Below are 17,769 nucleotides of genomic sequence, written 5' to 3'. Positions count from 1 at the left end.
GACGCCATGCTCAGCCGCCGCGACGCCTTGCACCGATCCGCCCTGGCGTTGGCGGGCATCGCCTTGCCCGGCGGGGCATCGGCCGCACCGTCGCACGGTGGCCGCGGGGACCGCGTTCGCGCGATCCGTCCGCGCGCGGACCGGTTGCTTCGGCTGGGCGGGATCGGCGACGGATACAAGACGACGCTGGCGGCGAACGGCGTGCAGTTCGTGGGCGTCAACGACGGTCCCGGCTGGACGCAACCGCCACAGCGGTTCGACGTCAACGGCCTGTGGACGATCGCCGGCCCACCGGACGCACCAAGCTTCCGGCAGGTGCCGGGCTATCCCGCGCTCGATCGTGCCGCGCGTCCGGAAGATGCGCCGTCCTATTACGGCCATGGGCTGATCGCGATCGGCAACCAGCTCTACCAGTTCCTCAGCACGCTCGACCGCGCAGCCGACCGCCCGCGCCACTGGACCGGCACCAAGCTGATCCATTCGCCCGACGGGGGCCGCAGCTGGCGTAACCAGGACGGGAGCACCCCGGTGCGCTGGGAAGACTGGGGCGAGCAATCGCGGGCGTCGCTCGCCTTTTTCGACGAGCCCGGCGGCTGCTTCTCGCTGCTGTCGATCGTCCAGATGGGCGCCGGCTATGCCGCCAATCGCGACGGCTTCGTCTACCTCTACAGCGTCAATGGCAGCGTCGACGGACAGATGAACGCACTGGTGCTCGCCCGTGTGCCGGCCGGATCGATGCTCGATCGCCGCGCCTATCGCTTCTTCGCGGGGCGGCGACGCGACGGGAGCGCGGCGTGGAGTCCGGCGATCGCAGATCGCGCGGTGGTGCACCGCTTTCCGCGAGGCTGGGTGAATCGCACCAATCTTTTCTCCGGTGATCTGGTCGTCGAATCGTGGCTGCCCAGCGTCGCGTACAACACCGCGCTGGGCCTCTACATGATGACGAGTGCGGGGATCGGCTGCGCGCCCGATGGCACCGAATTCGGCAAGCCCAGCTATTTCGGATTCTGGGTGAGCGATACGCCCTGGGGGCCGTGGCGACAGATCCATGCCGATGCGGCCTGGAAGCCCGGCGGGGAAGCCCATGCCCGCGCCTATGCGCCGCAGATCGCGCCCGGCTGGATCTCCCGCGACGGGCGTTCGCTGTGGATCTTGTGGGCCGATCTGGCAGGCATCCGTGCCTTTGGCAGGGACGAGGCGCTGCTGCAGGCGGCGATCGAACGGGCGGCGACCCCAAGCGCCAAGACGGCGGCCGAGGTGGATTTTCTCCACCGCTACATGCCGCGTTTCGCCTGCAATGCCCAGCGTATCGACCTGTTGCTGGATTGATCCTCCGCCGCGTGGGAGCGCACCACGCCAAGAGCATTTTCAAGTTGACCGTTTACGGTCAGCGGCTCGGAAAATGCGGCAATCAACACCGTAGAGCGTCTTCACCCAAGGTGAAATTGCTCTAGCCCGTTCATCACGGCCGCCAGACAAGCAGACCGCGCCGGGCGCTCCAGCCCGGCGCGGCAAGCCATGGTCTTCAGCGGCGGAAGGTTGCCGTGAGCCCGATCGTCCGCGGACGGAAGGTCCCGGCACGGAAACGCGTCGACGTCAGCGTGTCGTGGTACAGGGCCAGCACGGGGTGGCTGTTGGTGACGTTGTTGACGAACAGGCTGAAATCGATCCCGTCCTTGTTCGCTGTCTTGATCCGCGCGCCGAGCCGCAGGTTGAGCAACGACGTCGCCGGAGGCCGCGGCAGCGCCGGATCGACCAGCGGGGAGTTGAGGTTCAGCGGCGTATCGTTCTTGCTGCTATAGGCATAATCCGCACGCAGATAGAGTTCATCCGATCCGATCGGATGGCTATATTCCCCGTTCAGCTGCACCGACCAGGGTGCCGCCGGCAGCGGCTCGCCGGCGCGACGAATGATGCTACCGCCGGCGCCGGGGATATCGGTGGTATAGCGCGCGTCGACATAGGAAACCGCCGCCCCCAGGCTGAGGCCATGGACCGGCCGGATGGTGAGCGCGAGATCGAAGCCGTCGATCTGAGCATCCCCCAGGTTCAGCATCACCTGCTGCTGACAGATCGGCAGCACCAGCAGCGTCTGCACATTTTTCCATTTCACCCGATAGACCGAGGCATCGACCAGCAGCTTGCCATCGAACAGCCGGTTCTTGCTGCCCGCTTCGTAGCTCCAAACCGAATCGGGATTGATCGTGTTCGACACGGACGGGTTGAAACCGATTGCCGCCGCATCCGCCGCACAGCTGATGCCCACCGCCGGCGACACGCCCGGCCCGCGAATGCCCTTGGCGGCGCTGGCATAGAACAGATTGTGGCTGTCCGCCTGGAAGGCGAGGCCGAACTTCGGCGTCACCGTGCGGCTGGTGACCTTGAGCACGTCGCTCTTGCCCGCCGTGGCGAACAGCGGCCCGGCGGTGAAGCCGTCATAGCGATAATCGGCGATCGTATAGCGGGCGCCGGCGGTGACTTTCAGCCGGGGCACGATCTCATAATCGGCCTGGGCATAGGCCGCCTTCTGATCGTCGACATGGATGTTGCGCTGGAAAGTGGAGAAACGGCCCTGGTACAGCTCGACGCCGAACTGCGGATTTTCCGACAGCGAGGCAAAGGGCGGCTGGCCGTTCTGCGCCTGCCCGACATTCACCACGTCGAGCAGCCGCGGATCGCTGCCCGCATATTGATCGAACACGTTCGAATGTTGGTAGAACAGGCCGACGATCCAGTTGAGCCGCGCCGCCGTATTGGCGTTCTGCAGACGCAGTTCCTGGGTGAACGCCTTTTGCCGGGTGCGGTTGAACGTCGACGGCGTGTAATCGGCGAACTCCGGCAGGAAGCGATCGGGGATGCCCGCATAGATCGCCAGGCTCAGCGTCGTATCGTCGCTGGCAGATTCGGTGCGGCGGGTGAAGTAGGACGTATCGGACACCAGCGTCATGCTGCCGAGATCGAGCGACGCCTTCAGCGCCGGCAGGTAGAAGCTATCCTTGCGATATTCGGGCAGCACGTTGAGGCTTAGATTGTAGCGCGCGCGCGACGGATCGGAAGTCGCCAGTTCGTAGCGCGAGCCGTCGTTGTACTTCACATCCTGCACGAACAGCGACGGCGTGACGGTGAGCGTATCGGTTACCTTCCAGCCGAGCGCCAGCCGCGCCGAGAAGCTTTCCTGGCTGTTGATGTCCCGCTGGGTGACGCGCTGGGTGAAACGATCGAGCCGATCGATATAGCCGCCGTCGCGGCGATACCAGGCGCTGGCGCGCAGGCCGATCGCATCTTCCTTGATCGGCGTGCCGCCGGCCAGGCCGAACTCGTAACTGGGCGCACCATTCTCGGTGGCGGCGACTTCGGCGCGGCCATAGAGGCTGGTCGCGTTATATTCCGGCCCCGGCGAGATGAAGCGCACCGCGCCACCCACCGATCCGCTGCCGAACAACGTTCCCTGCGGGCCGCGCAGCACTTCCACGCGATCGAGATCGAAAACCTGCGGATAGGCATTGCTGAGCGACGGGCTCACGCCGGTGCGTGTCTGCACCGGCGTATCGTCGATATAGACGCCGGTGGTGGGAATGCCCGAGCTGGAATCGACGCCGCGAATGGCGATGGTCGACTGGCCGGTGCCGAAGGCGGTAGTGCTCTGGCCGAAGGTGACGCCGGGGGTGAGCCGCGCGATATCGGTGATCGAGCGGATGCCCTGCTTGTCGAGTTCGATCTGGCTCTTCGCGACGATGCTGGCGGGCACGCGGCTGAGCGACTGGGCCTGGCGGTTGGCGGTGACGACGATGTCGTCGCCGCTTGCCACCTCGGCCGGAGACGCGGGCTGGGCAGGCGGCGTAGCCTGTGGTGTCTGCCCGATGGGCGCGGCCGGCAACGGCGATGCCGGGGGCGTGTCTGCCTGTGCCTGTGCCTGTGCCTGTGCCTGTGCCGTAGCGGGCATGAACAACGCGGCGGGCAGCAGCGCGCCCGTCAACAGGCCCAGCCGCTGCGACCGAAGCCGCGGCTTCCATGGACGATGGATCATCCTTATCCTCCCTATGCGCGTTTCGGTGCGATGGCCCGATGGGCACCGCATCTCTGCCAGCGCTTTGATTGCGCCCTTGATCGGGCATGTTCTCGTTTCGCCCGCCGCGAACCGGACCGGGGAACCGCCGGCTTCCTTCGCCGTGACGACCACCGCCGCGACACGCGAAAACGATGACGTTTCGTAACACTATCGCCTTATCTTGGTAGGCTTGTTGCTCAAAATAAACAGTTCTGAACAGTTACACTTTGGCCGGAAAGGGCCGATTTTCGCCTTGCGGCAGGCTTCGATCCGGCTACGATCGGCGTATCGCGGATCGCAGAAAGGCAAAGACAATCGCTCCCGTAGCCGTCCGCCCTGTCTTTTCGATGGCAAGCAGCGGCACGTGATGGATCCAGCCGCACCCGCCGCCACCGAGGAACAGGCATTCGCCACCGAAGTCACGCGATTTCGCGCGGCGCTCGCCGCCGGTCGATCGCCGATATTCCTCCAGCTGTTCGACTTGCTGGTCGAGCGATCGCGCGACGATCGTGCGCCGAAGGAAGTGGAGATCGCCCTCGCGATCTTCGGACGCGATCCCGGCCAGAACGACACGCCCGATTCGGTTGTACGGGTAACCATGTACCGGCTGCGGAAGCGGCTGGACGAATTCTATGCGGGACAATCAGGACTGCGGCTCGATATTCCGAAAGGCGAGTATCGGGTCGTGCTGATCCCGGCGGCGGCCGCGACGCCGGTGCCCGTGACGCCTCCCGCACCCGCCCCGCGCAACAACGGCACGCCCAGGCGGACGCGATGGCTGGGCATCGTTGCGGCGGTGGCGGCGATCAACGGACTGGGGTGGTGGTACATCGCCGCGCGCACGCAGGAAAATACCGGCCGCCCGAGCCGCGGCGGCTTCTGGCAGGCATTGCCCGCGGGCAGCAGCCCCTTGGTCGCGATCGGCGATTCCTACATGCTCGCCGAAACTGAGAACCAGAAAGATATCAAGCAGATCGTCCTTGAGCCGGGGATACGCTCACGCAGCGACTTCGGCGCCTATCTGACGACGCACCCCGATGCCTTTTATCGGCTGTACGATCTCGACATGCGCTACACTCCGTTCGGGACGGCGGTTGCGGCCTGGAGCCTGTTGCCGTCGCTGGGCGCCGAGGCCGGCGGCGGCGCCGGGCCACGGCTGATCGCATCATCGCGCCTCACCGCCCAGATGCTGGATGCCAACGACATCGTCTATGTCGGGCCGCTCGCCGCGCTGGGGCTGCTGGCCGCGCCCCTGTTCCAGCTATCCGGCTTCTCGCTCGACGCGACGGGAACGACGCTGACCGACCGCGCCTCGCAGCAGCGCTACGCCATCCGGTCGAGCCAGGTCGACGGCCAGGAATCGCGGGAGGATTTCGGCTATATCGCCAGCATTCCGGGCCCTTCGGGTCGCCATATCCTGGTGATTTCGGGGTTCGGCGACGGCGGTGTGCGCGATATGGCCGCGTTGGTGCGCGATACCGCGCAGATGCAGCAGCTCACGCGCAGGATCGGATCGCCGGCGGCGTTCGAAGCCTTGTTCAAGGTGCGGACGGCAGGATCGGTGCGGCTCGCCCGCACCCTGGTTACCGCGCGCCCGCTGCGCGCCGTTGCCACTCCGACGCCCCGCGCCACCCGCCCCTGAGCCAAGGCGCGGTCAGAGGGGCACGGTCAGAGCGGCGCGGTCCAGCGTTCGACCGGCGCCAGTTCGAGATCCGCGACCTTGCCGCCCATCGTCCGCACGATCCTGACATCGATGATCTGCGCGGCATAGCGCACGCGATATCGGGCATAGACATCGCCGCCCTCCCGGCTGCGCGCGAAGGCGGCAACGGCCTGCACGGCGCCCAGCGGGGCAAGCATCGCGCGCTGTTCCGCTACGCTTTCGGTGATATCGAGGTCCGAGAGGTGCGCGAACGCACCATGATCCACCGCGCCCGCGGCGATCCGCTCGAGCAAGGTGCCGATCGCGGCATTGTCTGCCACATCCTGCACCGCCAGCGGCGGCGCATCGGCCTCCGCCAGCGCGGGATCGAGCAGGCCGGCGAGATGGCGACCGATGCGATCGGGATCGGCACGATCGCCATTGGCGAGCACCACCACCGTCCAGCCCGCATCGAGATAGCGGGTGATGCTGCTCCGAAAACCCTGCCAGTTTCCGTCGTGCCGCCACACGGGCTGGTTCGCGCGCCGATCCAGATACCAGCCAAAGCCATAGGGCAGACGGTGCCCGCCCGGAAGCGTCGCTCCCGCGCCGATCGCCGCCCAGCTATCGGCCCGCAACACAAGCTTCTGGACGATCCCCTTCTCCCACGCCGCAAAATCCAGCACCGAAAGATAGAGCGTTCCGTCAGCTGTTGAATTAGCAGTCGGCGAAACCCATTCTGCATTACGCGCCACGCCGCTGCCGAATTCATAGCCCGCAGCGCGGTTGGGAATCACTGCTCCTTCGTCGATCGACTGCGCCGTGCGCATCCCGAGCGGCTGGAAGATGCGGCGCGCGAGAAGCTCCGTGAAGAGCTCGCCCGTCACCCGGTGGATGATAAAGCCTAGCACGACATAATCAACATAGCTGAAGCGCCAGCGCGACCCTGCCGGGAAATTCAACGCTTGCCGATACAGGACCGCCAGCAACGCGTCGTCGCTGTAATCGGTGCGGAACTCGCCATTGGGCGTGGCCGGTAGGCCCGAGCTGTGCTGAAGCAGCTGGCGGATCGTGATCGGCGCCCAACCATCTGGCGCCTCGGGCAGATAGGTGCGGATCGACTCATCGAGCCGAAGCCTGCCATCCTCGACCAACAGCATCGTCGCCGCCGCGGTGAACTGCATCCCGACCGCGCCGCTTTTGAACAGCGTATCTGGATGCACCGGCACCAAATGTTCCAGATTGGCGAATCCATAGCCCTGCGCACGAACGAGAATGCCGTGGCGCATCACCGCGATCGCGACCCCAGGTATCTGATATCGGGCCATCTCTGCCTGCACATACTCGTCGACGGGATCCGCCTGTGCGGTGAACGGTATCAGCATCGCCAACAGCCATGCCAGCCAGCCGCAAAACCGGGCAGGACCGTGCAATCGCCGACGGGGCAAGGAGTATGGCTTTGACACGGCGCAGATGGTGGCCGGAATTACCGGTGCTGGTTATTGCCCGAACGGCCGCCCAAATTGCGAAACCGGCCAGGACGATGCCCCAAACGATTAGCGCCGCGCGTGCCCCGCCCCTTCATAGGCATCATCGGGAAAGCGCTGGCTGGCATTGGGCTGATCCCAGATGCCCCCGGCCCGCAAAGGCCGTTGCAGCAACAGTGCCCCGTTCAGATTGAGCGTACCCATCGTGCGGACCTGATACAGCGCCTCGAACCCGCCGGGTTCGCGCGGTGCCTGCTGCCCGAGCGCCTTCAACCGGTCGGGCGAGACCGCCAATTCGGTCATTTGCAGCAGCGCCGGATCGCGCATCCCGGCGATCACAACGAGATGATTGCCCGAAGGACCGGGCAGGCTGGCAAGATAGCCGAAATCGCGGCGCGGAATATGCTCGTCCGACTGCACGATTCCACCATCGGAGCGGTAGAGTCGCCCCGACAGCGTATCGATCAACTCGTCATAGGTGCCGCCAATCTTGAAGCGCGACGCCTGGAACAACGGATTGCGCAACAACGTACCCAGGCCGCTGAGTTGGCCGACATAGACTACATCCGACGTTTTCAAGATATCGGGCGTAAGCTGGGACGCGGCGATGAGGCTGGGTGGTGGGTTGGGGCGTAGGGTGGTGAGCGCGCGAAAGAGATCGTCCAGCGCCGCCACCGCGCCTGCCGGCACGTAGCGCAGATCCATGTCCACCGCCCGGCCGATCTTGTCGGGATGCGCCATCAGATAGATGTCGAGATCTTCCCGCGCGTTGATCGCCGGGTTCCGCACCAGCCGCGGCGGCGACGCCGTCGCGCCTCCCGCCGCGGCGGGAGGTTCGGCGAACAGATAATAATCCCCGAGCACGACCGTGATCGGCCGATGGTCCTGCGCGATGGCCTGCCACAAGCGAGTGCCGGCAAGCCCCGACCGCGGCGGCGACGGCCGTACCAGCACCGCCCAAGCGACCAGATTCGCGACCAGCAGCACCGCCAAGGCAAGCAGAAGCCCTTTCCAGGGCAGTTTCGACCCAGGCGGCGCGACCGCCCCACCGGCCGCCGGCTCCGCTACCTCCCCCGGCGGCACGTCCTGGCCGAGGACCAGGCGATATTCGCCCTTGGGAATGGAGATGCGCGCACCCGGGCGATCGGCATAGACCGTCTCCAGCGCCTTGCGCAGGCGGTGGACATAGACCCGCACCGTCGCGTCCTGGCCGTTTTCGGAATCGCGGCCATTGGAGAATGCCTCGCGCGCGATCTCCTGCTCCGAAGGCGGGCGGCCGGCGATGGTACGCTCCAACAGGAAATCGAACAGGCGCGAAAGCTTGTCCGACCGCTTGCCCCGGATCGCCGCGCGCACGGCTTCCGCCTCGGCCAGCAGCCGCGCACTTTCATCAGGTTCCGCAAGCCCGTTCGGCACAGGCGCGGATCCCTGCTGGGGGCCGTCTTCGCTAGCACTCATGATCGCCAAGGTCATAGTCGAAGCAGCCCCGTCCGCAACGCCTTTGCGATACCGGGATGGCACATCGAGACGTTTCACACCGCCGCTGTCGCCGTTGCGAACCGTTTCAGATTTCCGGCAGGCCGATTTCCATGCCTAGATGATCCGCACGCCCCGATCCGGGGGCCTACCGCTAAAGACAGCATAGATGGCAGACCAGGTCCGGCTTCCGCCGGGCACCGGATCTCGGCCACGCAACCATGGGAGAGTTCGCCGCATGTCGATCGAGAGCTTCGGCAACTGGCTGTACGAGACGCCGCTCAGCACCACGATCCGGGACATCACCTGGATCATCCCAGCGGTGCAGAGCATCCATCTGCTGGCGATCGCCATCGTCGTGGGATCGGCGCTCGTATCCGATCTGCGCCTGGCCGGCGTGCTGGCGACCGACGAATCGCCGGCCCGCGTCGTCCGGCGATACCTGCCCTGGATGTGGGCCGCGCTGATCGTGCTGTTGCTGACCGGCATCGTGATGCTGGTGGCCGAGCCGGGCCGAACCCTGGGCAACACCGTGTTCTGGACCAAGATGGGCCTGGTACTGTTCGCGTTCGCGCTCACGCTGTTCTTCCGCAAGCCGCTGCTCGATCCGGCCTTCGGGCTGGAACATGCAGGCTGGCGCCAGGCGGTGAAACCGGCGGCGTGGATCTCGCTGATCGTGTGGGTTGCGGTGATCTTCTGCGGCCGCTGGATCGCCTACACCTGACGCCGCCCGCATCACCGCCATCATCGCCATTCTTGGGAGGGGCCGCCATGTCCTTGGAACCACTGTTTCAGAAGCTCTATGATTCACCGCTGGCCGCCGCGATCCGCGAAAACACCAGCTATTTCCCCTGGATCGAATCGCTGCACGTCCTGGCGATCACGCTGGTGTTCGGCACGATCTGCATCGTCGATCTGCGGCTGCTGGGCTTCCAATCGCACCGCCGCGGCGCACGCCAGCTGATCGTGGAGCTGCTGCCGTTCACCTGGGTCGCCTTTGCCGGCGCGATCGTGACCGGCGGATTGCTGTTCATCTCCAATGCCGTCGCCTATTCGAACAACGCGCAGTTCCAGTGGAAGATGATCGCGATCCTCGCCGCCGGCCTGAACATGGCGGTGTTCCACCTGACGGCCTATCGCCGCATCGTCGCATGGGACGATGCGCTGCCGCCGCCGCTCGCCGCCCGACTTTCGGGCGCCTTTTCGCTGCTGTTGTGGATCACGGTGATCGTGTTCGGTCGCTTGATCGGCTTCACCCTTTCGGTGTTCTGACCATGGCCCCTTTCCTTTCCATCGCGACGCGCCGGCGGATCCTGGCCACGCTGGCCCTTGTGACCGCCGGCATGGTGGGGGCGTGCGGTTCCGGCGCCCCGGCCCCGGCGCCGACGCCCGCTGCGCCGACGCCAGCCGGCACCGGCGCCGGCGCCGCGCCGAAGATACTGGTCACCATCCGGGAACTGATGGATTCGACCGTCGATCCCGCCGCCGACGGCGTTTGGGACGCGGTGGGCGTCCATGTCACCAAGGCGGGTGTAGAACAGCGCCTGCCGCGCACCGACGAGGAATGGAAGGCGGTCCGCCGCCACGCCATCACGCTGATCGAGGCGATGAACCTGGTGAAGATGGAAGGCCGCCACGCCGCGCCCGCCGGCACCAAGCCGGGGCTGGGCGAACTTTCCCCCACCGAGATCGATGCCCGCATCGCGCGCGATCGCGATAGCTGGAACCTCTATGCCGACAGTGCCCAGGAACAGGCGGTGAAGGCGTTGCAGGCGATCGACGCCAAGAATGTCGACGCGCTGTACCGCGTCGGCGGCGATCTGGACCAGCGCTGCGAGGCCTGCCACGTCACCTTCTGGTATCCCAACTCGCAACGGCCGGCGGAATAACCGCCGCGCCGTTCAGGGCGCGGCTTTCGAATATTGCCCGGGCGACATGCCCGTCCAATCCTTGAAGGCGCGCGAGAAGGTGGCGGTATCGGAATAGCCGAGCTGCTGCGCGGCTTCGGCGATCGGCATGTCCGAGGCGCGCAGCATCGCGCAGGCCCGCGCCTGCCGCGCCGCCTGCAGCAGCGCGCGGAACGAGGTTCCCTCCTCCATCAGCCGCCGGCGGAACGAGCGTTCGGAAAGGCCGAACTCCGCCGCGAGCGATGCGCAATCGACATGCATCCGGCCAAGGCGCCGTTCGATCAGCTCCACCGCCTGGGCGACCAGGCTGGTGCTGGGCGCCGGATCCGCCCCGATCAGATCGAGCAGATGCACCTCCAGGATCGCCCGCAGCTTGCCGTCCTCGGTCGGCACGGCGTTGGGGAACGGGCGATCGAGATCACAGTTGCGGATGACGAGCTGGTTGGCGATCCGCCCGCCATGGACCGGCGCCCGGAAGGTGCGCGCCAGCTCCGCCTCGCGCCCCTTGACGGCATGTTCGAAATGCACCGCCACCGGCGCCCATCGGGCGTTGACCAGCTGGCGTGCCAGCGTCGTCATCCCCGCCATGGTGAATTCGGCATCCTGCCGGCGCGGCCATATCGCCGGATCCTCGATGCGATAGCTGTAGGTCGTCACCTCCTCATCGATCACCGGATCGAACAGCGTGCGCGTCTGCAGCCGGCTCTGGAACAGAGCGAGCAGCGCGAACGCCCCGCGCAGCGTGCCGGCGGCGCGCAGCAGGGCATAGAAAGGGCCGAGTTCGGCCAGGCCGAAGCGGGTGCCCATCTCCAGCCCCAGGAACGGCCGATCGAAGCGCTCCGCCGCCTTTTCCAGCAGCGCGATATAGCGATGTAGCGGGGCACGTTCGTACGGTGTCGCCATCTGCGCCAGCAGGAAGCCGTGATCGCGCAGCAGCGGTTCGATTCGGGCACCGACATCGGGCAGCGCATCGATCAGCGCCGACAGGAACAGCAGGCGTATGGTCGCCTGTTCCCGTCCGGCGGCGGGCACATTTTCGGGGACGCTATGTTCCATCTCTCCCAGCCTTTCGATTGGCCGATTTCGCAAGGGCGGTAACCCTCTCTGCAATTCACCCCGCCGCTGCGGTGCGAGAAACAGGAGCTCCCTTCTGGGCCGCCATGCGGCAGGACCTTTCGTCCCGCGCATCCCGGTGCCCGGCCCCAGCAATGTGGACTATATGACCCGCGCGACCAAGATCAATTTCATCTATCTTTCCGAACCCGACATGGTCCGCGCCGGCGTGACGGACATGCCGGCCTGTGTCGACGCGATGGAGGCGATGTTCGCGCTGCTGCACAGCGGCGACTATCGCATGGCCGGGCCGCACAACAATTCGCACGGCGCGATCCTGATGTTCCCGGAGAGTTCGCCCTTCCCGACCATGCCGCTCGCCACCACCGATCGCCGCTTCATGGCGATGCCGGCCTATCTGGGCGGCAGCTTCGGCACGGCGGGGATGAAATGGTATGGCTCGAACGTAGCGAACCGCGACAAGGGCCTGCCGCGCTCGATCCTCACCTTCATGCTCAACGACGTCGATACCGGCGCGCCGCTTGCTCTGATGTCGGCCAATCTGCTCTCCGCCTATCGCACCGGCGCCGTGCCGGGGGTGGGGGCGCGGCACCTCGCGCGAAAGGACTCGCGCGTCGTCGGCATCGTCGGTCCCGGCGTGATGGCGCGGACCTCGCTCGCCGCCTTCATGGCGGTCTGCCCGGCGATCGACACGGTCAAGATCAAGGGGCGCGGCCAGAAGAATCTCGACGCCTTCCGCGCCTGGGTGGCGGAGACCTTTCCGCAGCTGGCCGTACACGTCGTCGACAGCGACGAGGAAGCCGTGCGCGGCAGCGACATCGCCACCTTCTGCGCCTCGGTCGCCACCGGCGATCCGTCGCTCTACCCGCTGATCAAGCGCGACTGGGTGAAGCCCGGCGCCTTCCTGTCGATGCCCGCCCCCTGCACGATCGATCCGAGCATGGAGGCGCCGGAGATCCGGAAGGTGCTCGACAATCGCGGGCTCTACGAGGCGTATCAGGAGGAGAACCCCAAGCCCGTCCACGCCATCATCCCGGCGGTGGGCGTGCAGTTCCTCGACCTGGTCGACGAAGGCCGGATCGACCCCGCCACGCTGGAGGATCTGGGCGCGATCGTCGCCGGCGCCACGCCCGGCCGCCGCAACGAGGAAGAGATCATTGTCCTCTCGGTCGGCGGCATGGCGGTGGAGGACGTGGCCTGGGGCACCATCGTCTATCGCAACGCCATCGCCCGCGGGATCGGCGTCGAGCTCAACCTGTGGGACGAGCCGATCCTCCGCTGACCCTCCCCCCCCCTCCCATCCAGGCAGACCGCATGACCAGCATCGTCAAAGTGAAGACCGGTTCGAAGTTCGAGGACCATGGCAGCTATTCGCGGCTCGTCGCCGTCGATAACTGGATCTTCGTATCCAACACCGCGGGCCGCAACCCGCGCACCAAGCAGATCCCCGCCGACCTGACCGAACAGACCCGCCAGGTGCTGGCCAATATCGAGGCCGCGCTGACATCGGTGGATGCCCGGCTGGAAGACGTGATCGCCGCCCGCGTGTTCGTGCAATTCCCCGAGGATGTGGAGACGGTGATGACCGCCTATGGCGAGCGGATGCGGGGCATCGACCCGACGCTGACCATGACCTGCCCGCAGCTGGGCGCGACCGAATACAAGGTCGAGATCGACGTGACCGCCTATCGCGGCGCATCGCAGGCCGAGGTGCAGCGCCGCACCATCACCCTCTGAGCCCCTTCGGATCGACTGCCCCCATGGCCCCCGCCATCACGCCCGTACGCACCTCCCCCGCTTTGCCTGCCACCACCACCGTCGTGGTGATCGGCGGCGGCATCGTCGGCCTGATGGCGGCGCTGGTGCTCGCCGAGCGCGGCATTCCGGTGACCGTGATCGAAAAGGGTCGCATCGCCGGGGAGCAATCCTCCCGCAATCTCGGCTGGGTCCGCAAGACCAACCGTGGGATCGCCGACGTGCCGCTGGCCACCGAATCGGATCGCCTGTGGGCGGCGATGCCCGAGCGGGTGGGCGCCGAGGTCGGCTATCGCCAGGCCGGCATCCTCTATGTCGCCCGCAGCGAAGCGGAGATGGCCCCGCACGAAGCCTGGATCGCCTCGGTCCGCGAACTGGGGCTCGATTCCCGGCTGCTGAGTCCCGGCGAGATCGATGCGCTGGTGCCGGGCGGCGCAGCGCGCTGGGCGGGCGGCATCTGCACGCCTTCCGACGGGCGGGCCGAGCCGACGCTCGCCGCCAGCGCGATCGCGCGGGCGGCGATGGCCAAGGGCGCGGTGATCGTTGAGCAGTGCGCGGCACAGGCATTGGCGCGCAGCGGCGGTGCCGTCTCCGGCGTCGTGACCGAACGCGGCGAGATCGGCTGCGAGGAGGTGCTGCTCGCCGGCGGCATCTGGTCGCGGCGGTTCCTCGGCAATCTCGGCGTTTCGCTGCCGACGCTGCCGCTGGTCGCCTCGGTGCTGCGCACCGCGCCGATGGAAGGCCCGACCGAGATGGCGGTGGGCGGCCCCGACTTCTCGTTCCGCAAGCGGCTGGACGGCGGCTTCACCATCACCCAGCGCGGCGCGCTGCAGACCTCGATCACGCCCGACCACCTGCGGATCGGCCTCCATTATCTGCCGACGCTGCGGGCGCAGTGGCACAATCTCCGGCTCGGCTATGGCAGCGACTTCGCCGCCTATCTGGCGCTGGGGCGGCGCTGGCGGCGCGAGGCGGTGGCGCCGTTGGAGCGCCTCCGCACGATGGACCCGCCGGTCAACGAAGGCCTGATCCAGGAGGCGATGCGCAACCTGATCGCCGCCTGGCCCGCCTTTGCGGACGCGACGATCGCGCAGCGCTGGGCGGGCATGATCGACGTGACGCCGGATTCGCACCCGGTGATCGCGCGGGTACCGGCGGTGCCGGGCCTCACGCTCGCCTCGGGCTTTTCGGGTCATGGCTTCGGCACGGCGCCGGCGGCAGGCCAACTCGCCGCCGACCTGGTGACGGGCGCGAAGCCGATCCTCGACCCCGCGCCCTACCGGCTCGACCGCTTCTAAGCGGCGCCGGTCAGCGCAGCGCCGCCTGCGGATCGAGCCGCATGCACACCGCGCGCGGCTCGGTGAAGGCATGGACGGCGGCGCTGCCGAACTCGCGGCCGATGCCCGACAGGCCGTTGCCGCCGAACGGCATCGCCAGATCGAGCACATTGTGCGTGTTCAGCCACACCGTGCCGGCGTTGATCCGGTCGGCGAGCAGGTGCGCGCGATCGAGGTTGCGCGTCCAGATGCTCGCGCCGAGGCCGAAGGGCGTATCGTTGGCGATCGGGATCAGCTCGGCCGGATCGGCGACCTGCACGGCGCACACCACCGGCCCGAAAATCTCCTCGCGCAGCACCGCCATATCGGGCCGCAGCCCGGCGAGCACGGTCGGGCGATAGAACCAGCCCTCCCCCGCGCCGGTGGCGCCACCGGCAACCGCGACCGCACCCTCGGCAACGCCGCCCTCGACGATCCCGGCCACCCGGTCGCGCTGGCCGGCCGAGATCAGCGGCCCCACCTGCGTCGCGGGATCGAACGCCCCGCCGAGGCGCAGGGTCTGCGCAATCTCCGCCACGCCCTCCAGCACCCGGTCATAGACCGGCGCTTCGACCAGCAGCCGCGATCCGGCGGTGCAGATCTGGCCGGCATTGGAGAAGATCGCCGCCGCCGCGCCGGGGATGGCGCGGTCCAGGTCCGCATCGGCGAGCACGATCGTCGGCGACTTGCCGCCCAGCTCCAGCGTCACCCGCTTCATCGTCTTCGCGGTCGCCGCCAGGATGCGCTGCCCGGTCGCGGTCGAGCCGGTAAAGGCGATCTTGCGGACCAGCGGATGTTCGACCAGCGCCGCGCCGACGTCATGGCCATAGCCGGTGACGATGTTCACCGCGCCCGCGGGGAAACCGGCTTCGAGGATCAGTTCGCCCAGCCGCAGCGTGGTCAGCGACGTTTCCTCGGAGGGCTTGAGGACGACGGTGCAGCCGAAGGCGATCGCCGGGGCGAGCTTCTGGATCGCCTGGCCGATCGGGAAATTCCACGGGGTGATGCCGGCGACGACCCCCACCGGCCGCCGTTCGGTATAGGCGCGATAGACGGCCGGTTCGGCCACCAGCGGCGACAGCGTGATATACTCGCCGGGCGTCTTCGAGCTCCAGCCCGCGAAATAGCGCAGGCCGTCGATGGTGAACTGGAGATCGATCGCGCGGGTGATGCCGATCAGCTTACCGCTGTCGAGCGATTCCAGCGCCGCCAGCTCGTCGGCATGGTCCTCCACCAGCAGCGCCAGCCGCTCGAGCAGCCGCCCGCGATCCAGCGGCCGCATCGATCGCCAGGCGTCGCTTTCGAAGCAGCGATGCGCCGCGGCGACCGCCCGATCGACATCGGCGGGCGTGCAGGCCGGAATGGTGGTGATCGTCTGCCCCGTGCTCGGATCGCGCACCGCGATGCGGCGGGCGGGGTCGAGCGGCTCGACCAGCGCGCCGTCGAGCAGCAACAGCCCTTGCGGCAGGCGGACCTTGGGCAGCGCGGCGGCTTCCGGCAGGGGCGCGAAATCGGTGGTGGTCATCCTATACTCCGAAGGAAAGTCGATCCGGCGATCAGGCGGCCGCCATCGCGCCGGCCTTTTCCTCGCCGGGCAGGATGTCGACCTGGGTGGTGCCGACGCGCGCATAGAGTGCCGGCCGCCGCCGCTTCAGGTACAGGCCGTGCAGGAACCCGGCGGCGGCGAGGGGCACGAAGAGGAACGGCAGATCGTTGACGATCGCCAGCGTGGTGCCGGTGAGCGCCGAATAGTTCGTCAGCGACAGATAGGTCGCGATCGCGATCAGCACCCCGCCGAGGAACGGCGCGAGCGTCTTGCCGAACGACACCTCGCCGCGCCGCGCGAAGAAGATCGGCACCGACAGCGAGGTCGTGGTGAGCAGCAGCATCAGGCCCACCGCGCCCATCGACGACAGGCTGGTCGCCAGGTTGAGCAGCGGATCGAGCCCGGCCAGCGCGAAGGCCCCCACCACCAGCGACAGGATCGCGGTCAGCACGAAGCACGCCGCCGAAGGCGAGCCGTGGCGCGGATGGACCCGTGCCAGCACGCCCGGCGCGAGGCCGTCGCGCGCCAGCGCGAAGAGATAGCGGGTGATGTTGTTGAAGAAGCCCAGCACCGAGGCGAACAGGCTGGTGATGGTAAGCAGCGACAGCACGTCGCGGCCGATGCCGCCGAGATAGCGTTCGGCCACCCGCGCGACCAGCCGCCCCGGGTCTGCCCCTGCCGCCGCCTTGACGTCGCCGGGGGTGATGCTGAGCACCAGACACCAGGACGAGAGCACGTAGAAGGTGCCGAGCACCAGGATCGCGCCATAGGTAGCGCGCGGGATCGTGCGTTCGCGGTCGCGCGCCTCTTCCTGGTAGATCGCCGTCGCCTCGAAGCCGACACAGCCGTTGATCGCGTAGATCACCGAAATGCCGAGGCCCGGTGCGAAGATCGCGGCGGGCGTGAAGCTGGCGAAGCTGATCCCCGCCCAGCCCTTGTCGAACAGGATCGCCAGGTCGAGCACCAGGATCACGCCCACTTCGAGCAGCAGCGCCACCGTCAGCACCTTCGCCGCCATGGTGATCTTGTGATAGCCGAGCCATGCCACCAGCGCGATGCTCGCCACCGCCCAAAGCTCCCAGCGGGTCGATACGCCGAGCATCTGCCGCACGAAATCGGACAGGAAGAAGCTGAGCGCACCCAAAATCGACGTCGCCGCGCAGACATAGGCGGCGACCGCGACATAGGCGGCGGCAATCCCCGCCTCCTTGTTCAGGCTGGCGGCGATATAGGCATAGAAGGCGCCGGCATTGCGGATGTGCGGGATCATGCGGACATAGCCGGCCGCGAACAGCAGCATCGCCCCGCAGACGAGCAGCAGCGTGCCCGGCGTCCCCACGCCGTTGCCGAAGGCGAGCGCGAGCGGGATCAGCCCCGCCAGCACGCCCATCGGCGCCGCGCAGGCGAGGATCATGAAGATGATGTCGCCGCTGCCCAGCGTTCCGGCCATCAGCCCGGACGGCGCCGCACCGGATTGCGCGCCGATGGTCCCTGCAGTTTCGGCCATGCCGCGCGCCC

At 67.3% G+C, this 17,769-nt stretch carries 14 protein-coding genes; 8 read left to right on the top strand and 6 right to left on the bottom strand.

Features of this window, described 5'->3' with window-relative positions; translation table 11 throughout:
- Window positions 1-6: 6 nt before the first annotated feature.
- A complete protein-coding gene (locus DD559_RS17220; protein ID WP_116470254.1) occupies window positions 7-1,329 on the top strand; it encodes a DUF4185 domain-containing protein in 1,323 nt (440 codons plus the stop codon).
- Between the two features lie 196 nt (window positions 1,330-1,525).
- On the opposite strand, the gene DD559_RS17215 is transcribed toward DD559_RS17220, so the two are convergent.
- The gene (locus DD559_RS17215; RefSeq protein WP_165831132.1) at window positions 1,526-4,027 is read right to left on the bottom strand and encodes a TonB-dependent receptor; all 2,502 of its coding nucleotides are present in this window, start codon (window positions 4,025-4,027) and stop codon (window positions 1,526-1,528) included.
- Window positions 4,028-4,412: 385 nt separating this feature from the next.
- Here DD559_RS17215 and DD559_RS17210 point away from each other — a divergent pair, with 385 nt between their 5' ends.
- Window positions 4,413-5,690 carry a hypothetical protein gene (locus DD559_RS17210; RefSeq protein WP_133243851.1) on the top strand — a complete coding sequence of 426 codons (1,278 nt, stop codon included), beginning with the start codon at window positions 4,413-4,415 and terminating at the stop codon, window positions 5,688-5,690.
- 26 nt (window positions 5,691-5,716) lie between these two features.
- On the opposite strand, the gene DD559_RS17205 is transcribed toward DD559_RS17210, so the two are convergent.
- Window positions 5,717-7,075, bottom strand: coding sequence for a serine hydrolase domain-containing protein (locus tag DD559_RS17205; RefSeq protein WP_116470251.1), 1,359 nt, complete (start codon window positions 7,073-7,075; stop codon window positions 5,717-5,719).
- Between the two features lie 171 nt (window positions 7,076-7,246).
- On the bottom strand, window positions 7,247-8,635 hold the full coding sequence (locus DD559_RS17200; protein WP_133243850.1) for a helix-turn-helix domain-containing protein: 1,389 nt from the start codon (window positions 8,633-8,635) through the stop codon (window positions 7,247-7,249).
- A gap of 256 nt (window positions 8,636-8,891) precedes the next feature.
- On the opposite strand from DD559_RS17200, the gene DD559_RS17195 reads away from it, so the two are divergent.
- From DD559_RS17195 to DD559_RS17185, 3 genes are read left to right on the top strand one after another with little or no spacing between them, the layout of a single operon-like run.
- A complete protein-coding gene (locus tag DD559_RS17195; protein WP_116470249.1) occupies window positions 8,892-9,377 on the top strand; it encodes a DUF6644 family protein in 486 nt (161 codons plus the stop codon).
- Between the two features lie 47 nt (window positions 9,378-9,424).
- On the top strand, window positions 9,425-9,925 hold the full coding sequence (locus DD559_RS17190) for a DUF6644 family protein (protein WP_116470248.1): 501 nt from the start codon (window positions 9,425-9,427) through the stop codon (window positions 9,923-9,925).
- A gap of 2 nt (window positions 9,926-9,927) precedes the next feature.
- Window positions 9,928-10,542 (top strand): hypothetical protein, encoded by a 615-nt coding sequence (locus DD559_RS17185; protein WP_116470247.1) that lies wholly within the window; start codon window positions 9,928-9,930, stop codon window positions 10,540-10,542.
- 12 nt (window positions 10,543-10,554) lie between these two features.
- Here the strand turns inward: DD559_RS17185 and DD559_RS17180 are convergent, their stop codons facing one another.
- A complete protein-coding gene (locus tag DD559_RS17180; protein WP_116470246.1) occupies window positions 10,555-11,616 on the bottom strand; it encodes an AraC family transcriptional regulator in 1,062 nt (353 codons plus the stop codon).
- A gap of 163 nt (window positions 11,617-11,779) precedes the next feature.
- Here DD559_RS17180 and DD559_RS17175 point away from each other — a divergent pair, with 163 nt between their 5' ends.
- The 3 genes from DD559_RS17175 to DD559_RS17165 are packed head-to-tail and all read left to right on the top strand — an operon-like array spanning window position 11,780 to window position 14,687.
- A complete protein-coding gene (locus DD559_RS17175) occupies window positions 11,780-12,916 on the top strand; it encodes an ornithine cyclodeaminase family protein (RefSeq protein WP_116471002.1) in 1,137 nt (378 codons plus the stop codon).
- 32 nt (window positions 12,917-12,948) lie between these two features.
- Window positions 12,949-13,371, top strand: coding sequence for a Rid family hydrolase (locus DD559_RS17170; protein ID WP_116470245.1), 423 nt, complete (start codon window positions 12,949-12,951; stop codon window positions 13,369-13,371).
- 23 nt (window positions 13,372-13,394) lie between these two features.
- Window positions 13,395-14,687, top strand: a complete 1,293-nt coding sequence (locus DD559_RS17165; RefSeq protein ID WP_116470244.1) for an NAD(P)/FAD-dependent oxidoreductase — start codon at window positions 13,395-13,397, stop codon at window positions 14,685-14,687.
- Window positions 14,688-14,697: 10 nt separating this feature from the next.
- Here DD559_RS17165 and DD559_RS17160 read toward each other — a convergent pair whose 3' ends face one another.
- Complete coding sequence (locus DD559_RS17160) at window positions 14,698-16,230, bottom strand: aldehyde dehydrogenase family protein (RefSeq protein ID WP_116470243.1); 1,533 nt, start codon at window positions 16,228-16,230, stop codon at window positions 14,698-14,700.
- Window positions 16,231-16,261: 31 nt separating this feature from the next.
- Complete coding sequence (locus tag DD559_RS17155) at window positions 16,262-17,758, bottom strand: APC family permease (protein WP_116470242.1); 1,497 nt, start codon at window positions 17,756-17,758, stop codon at window positions 16,262-16,264.
- Window positions 17,759-17,769: the final 11 nt, after the last annotated feature.

It is taken from the genome of Sphingomonas pokkalii, assembly GCF_003096275.1.
GTDB lineage: Bacteria > Pseudomonadota > Alphaproteobacteria > Sphingomonadales > Sphingomonadaceae > Sphingomonas > Sphingomonas pokkalii.
The sequence above is the reverse complement of the archived record's forward strand: the minus strand, read 5'-3'. Positions and strand labels throughout refer to the sequence as shown.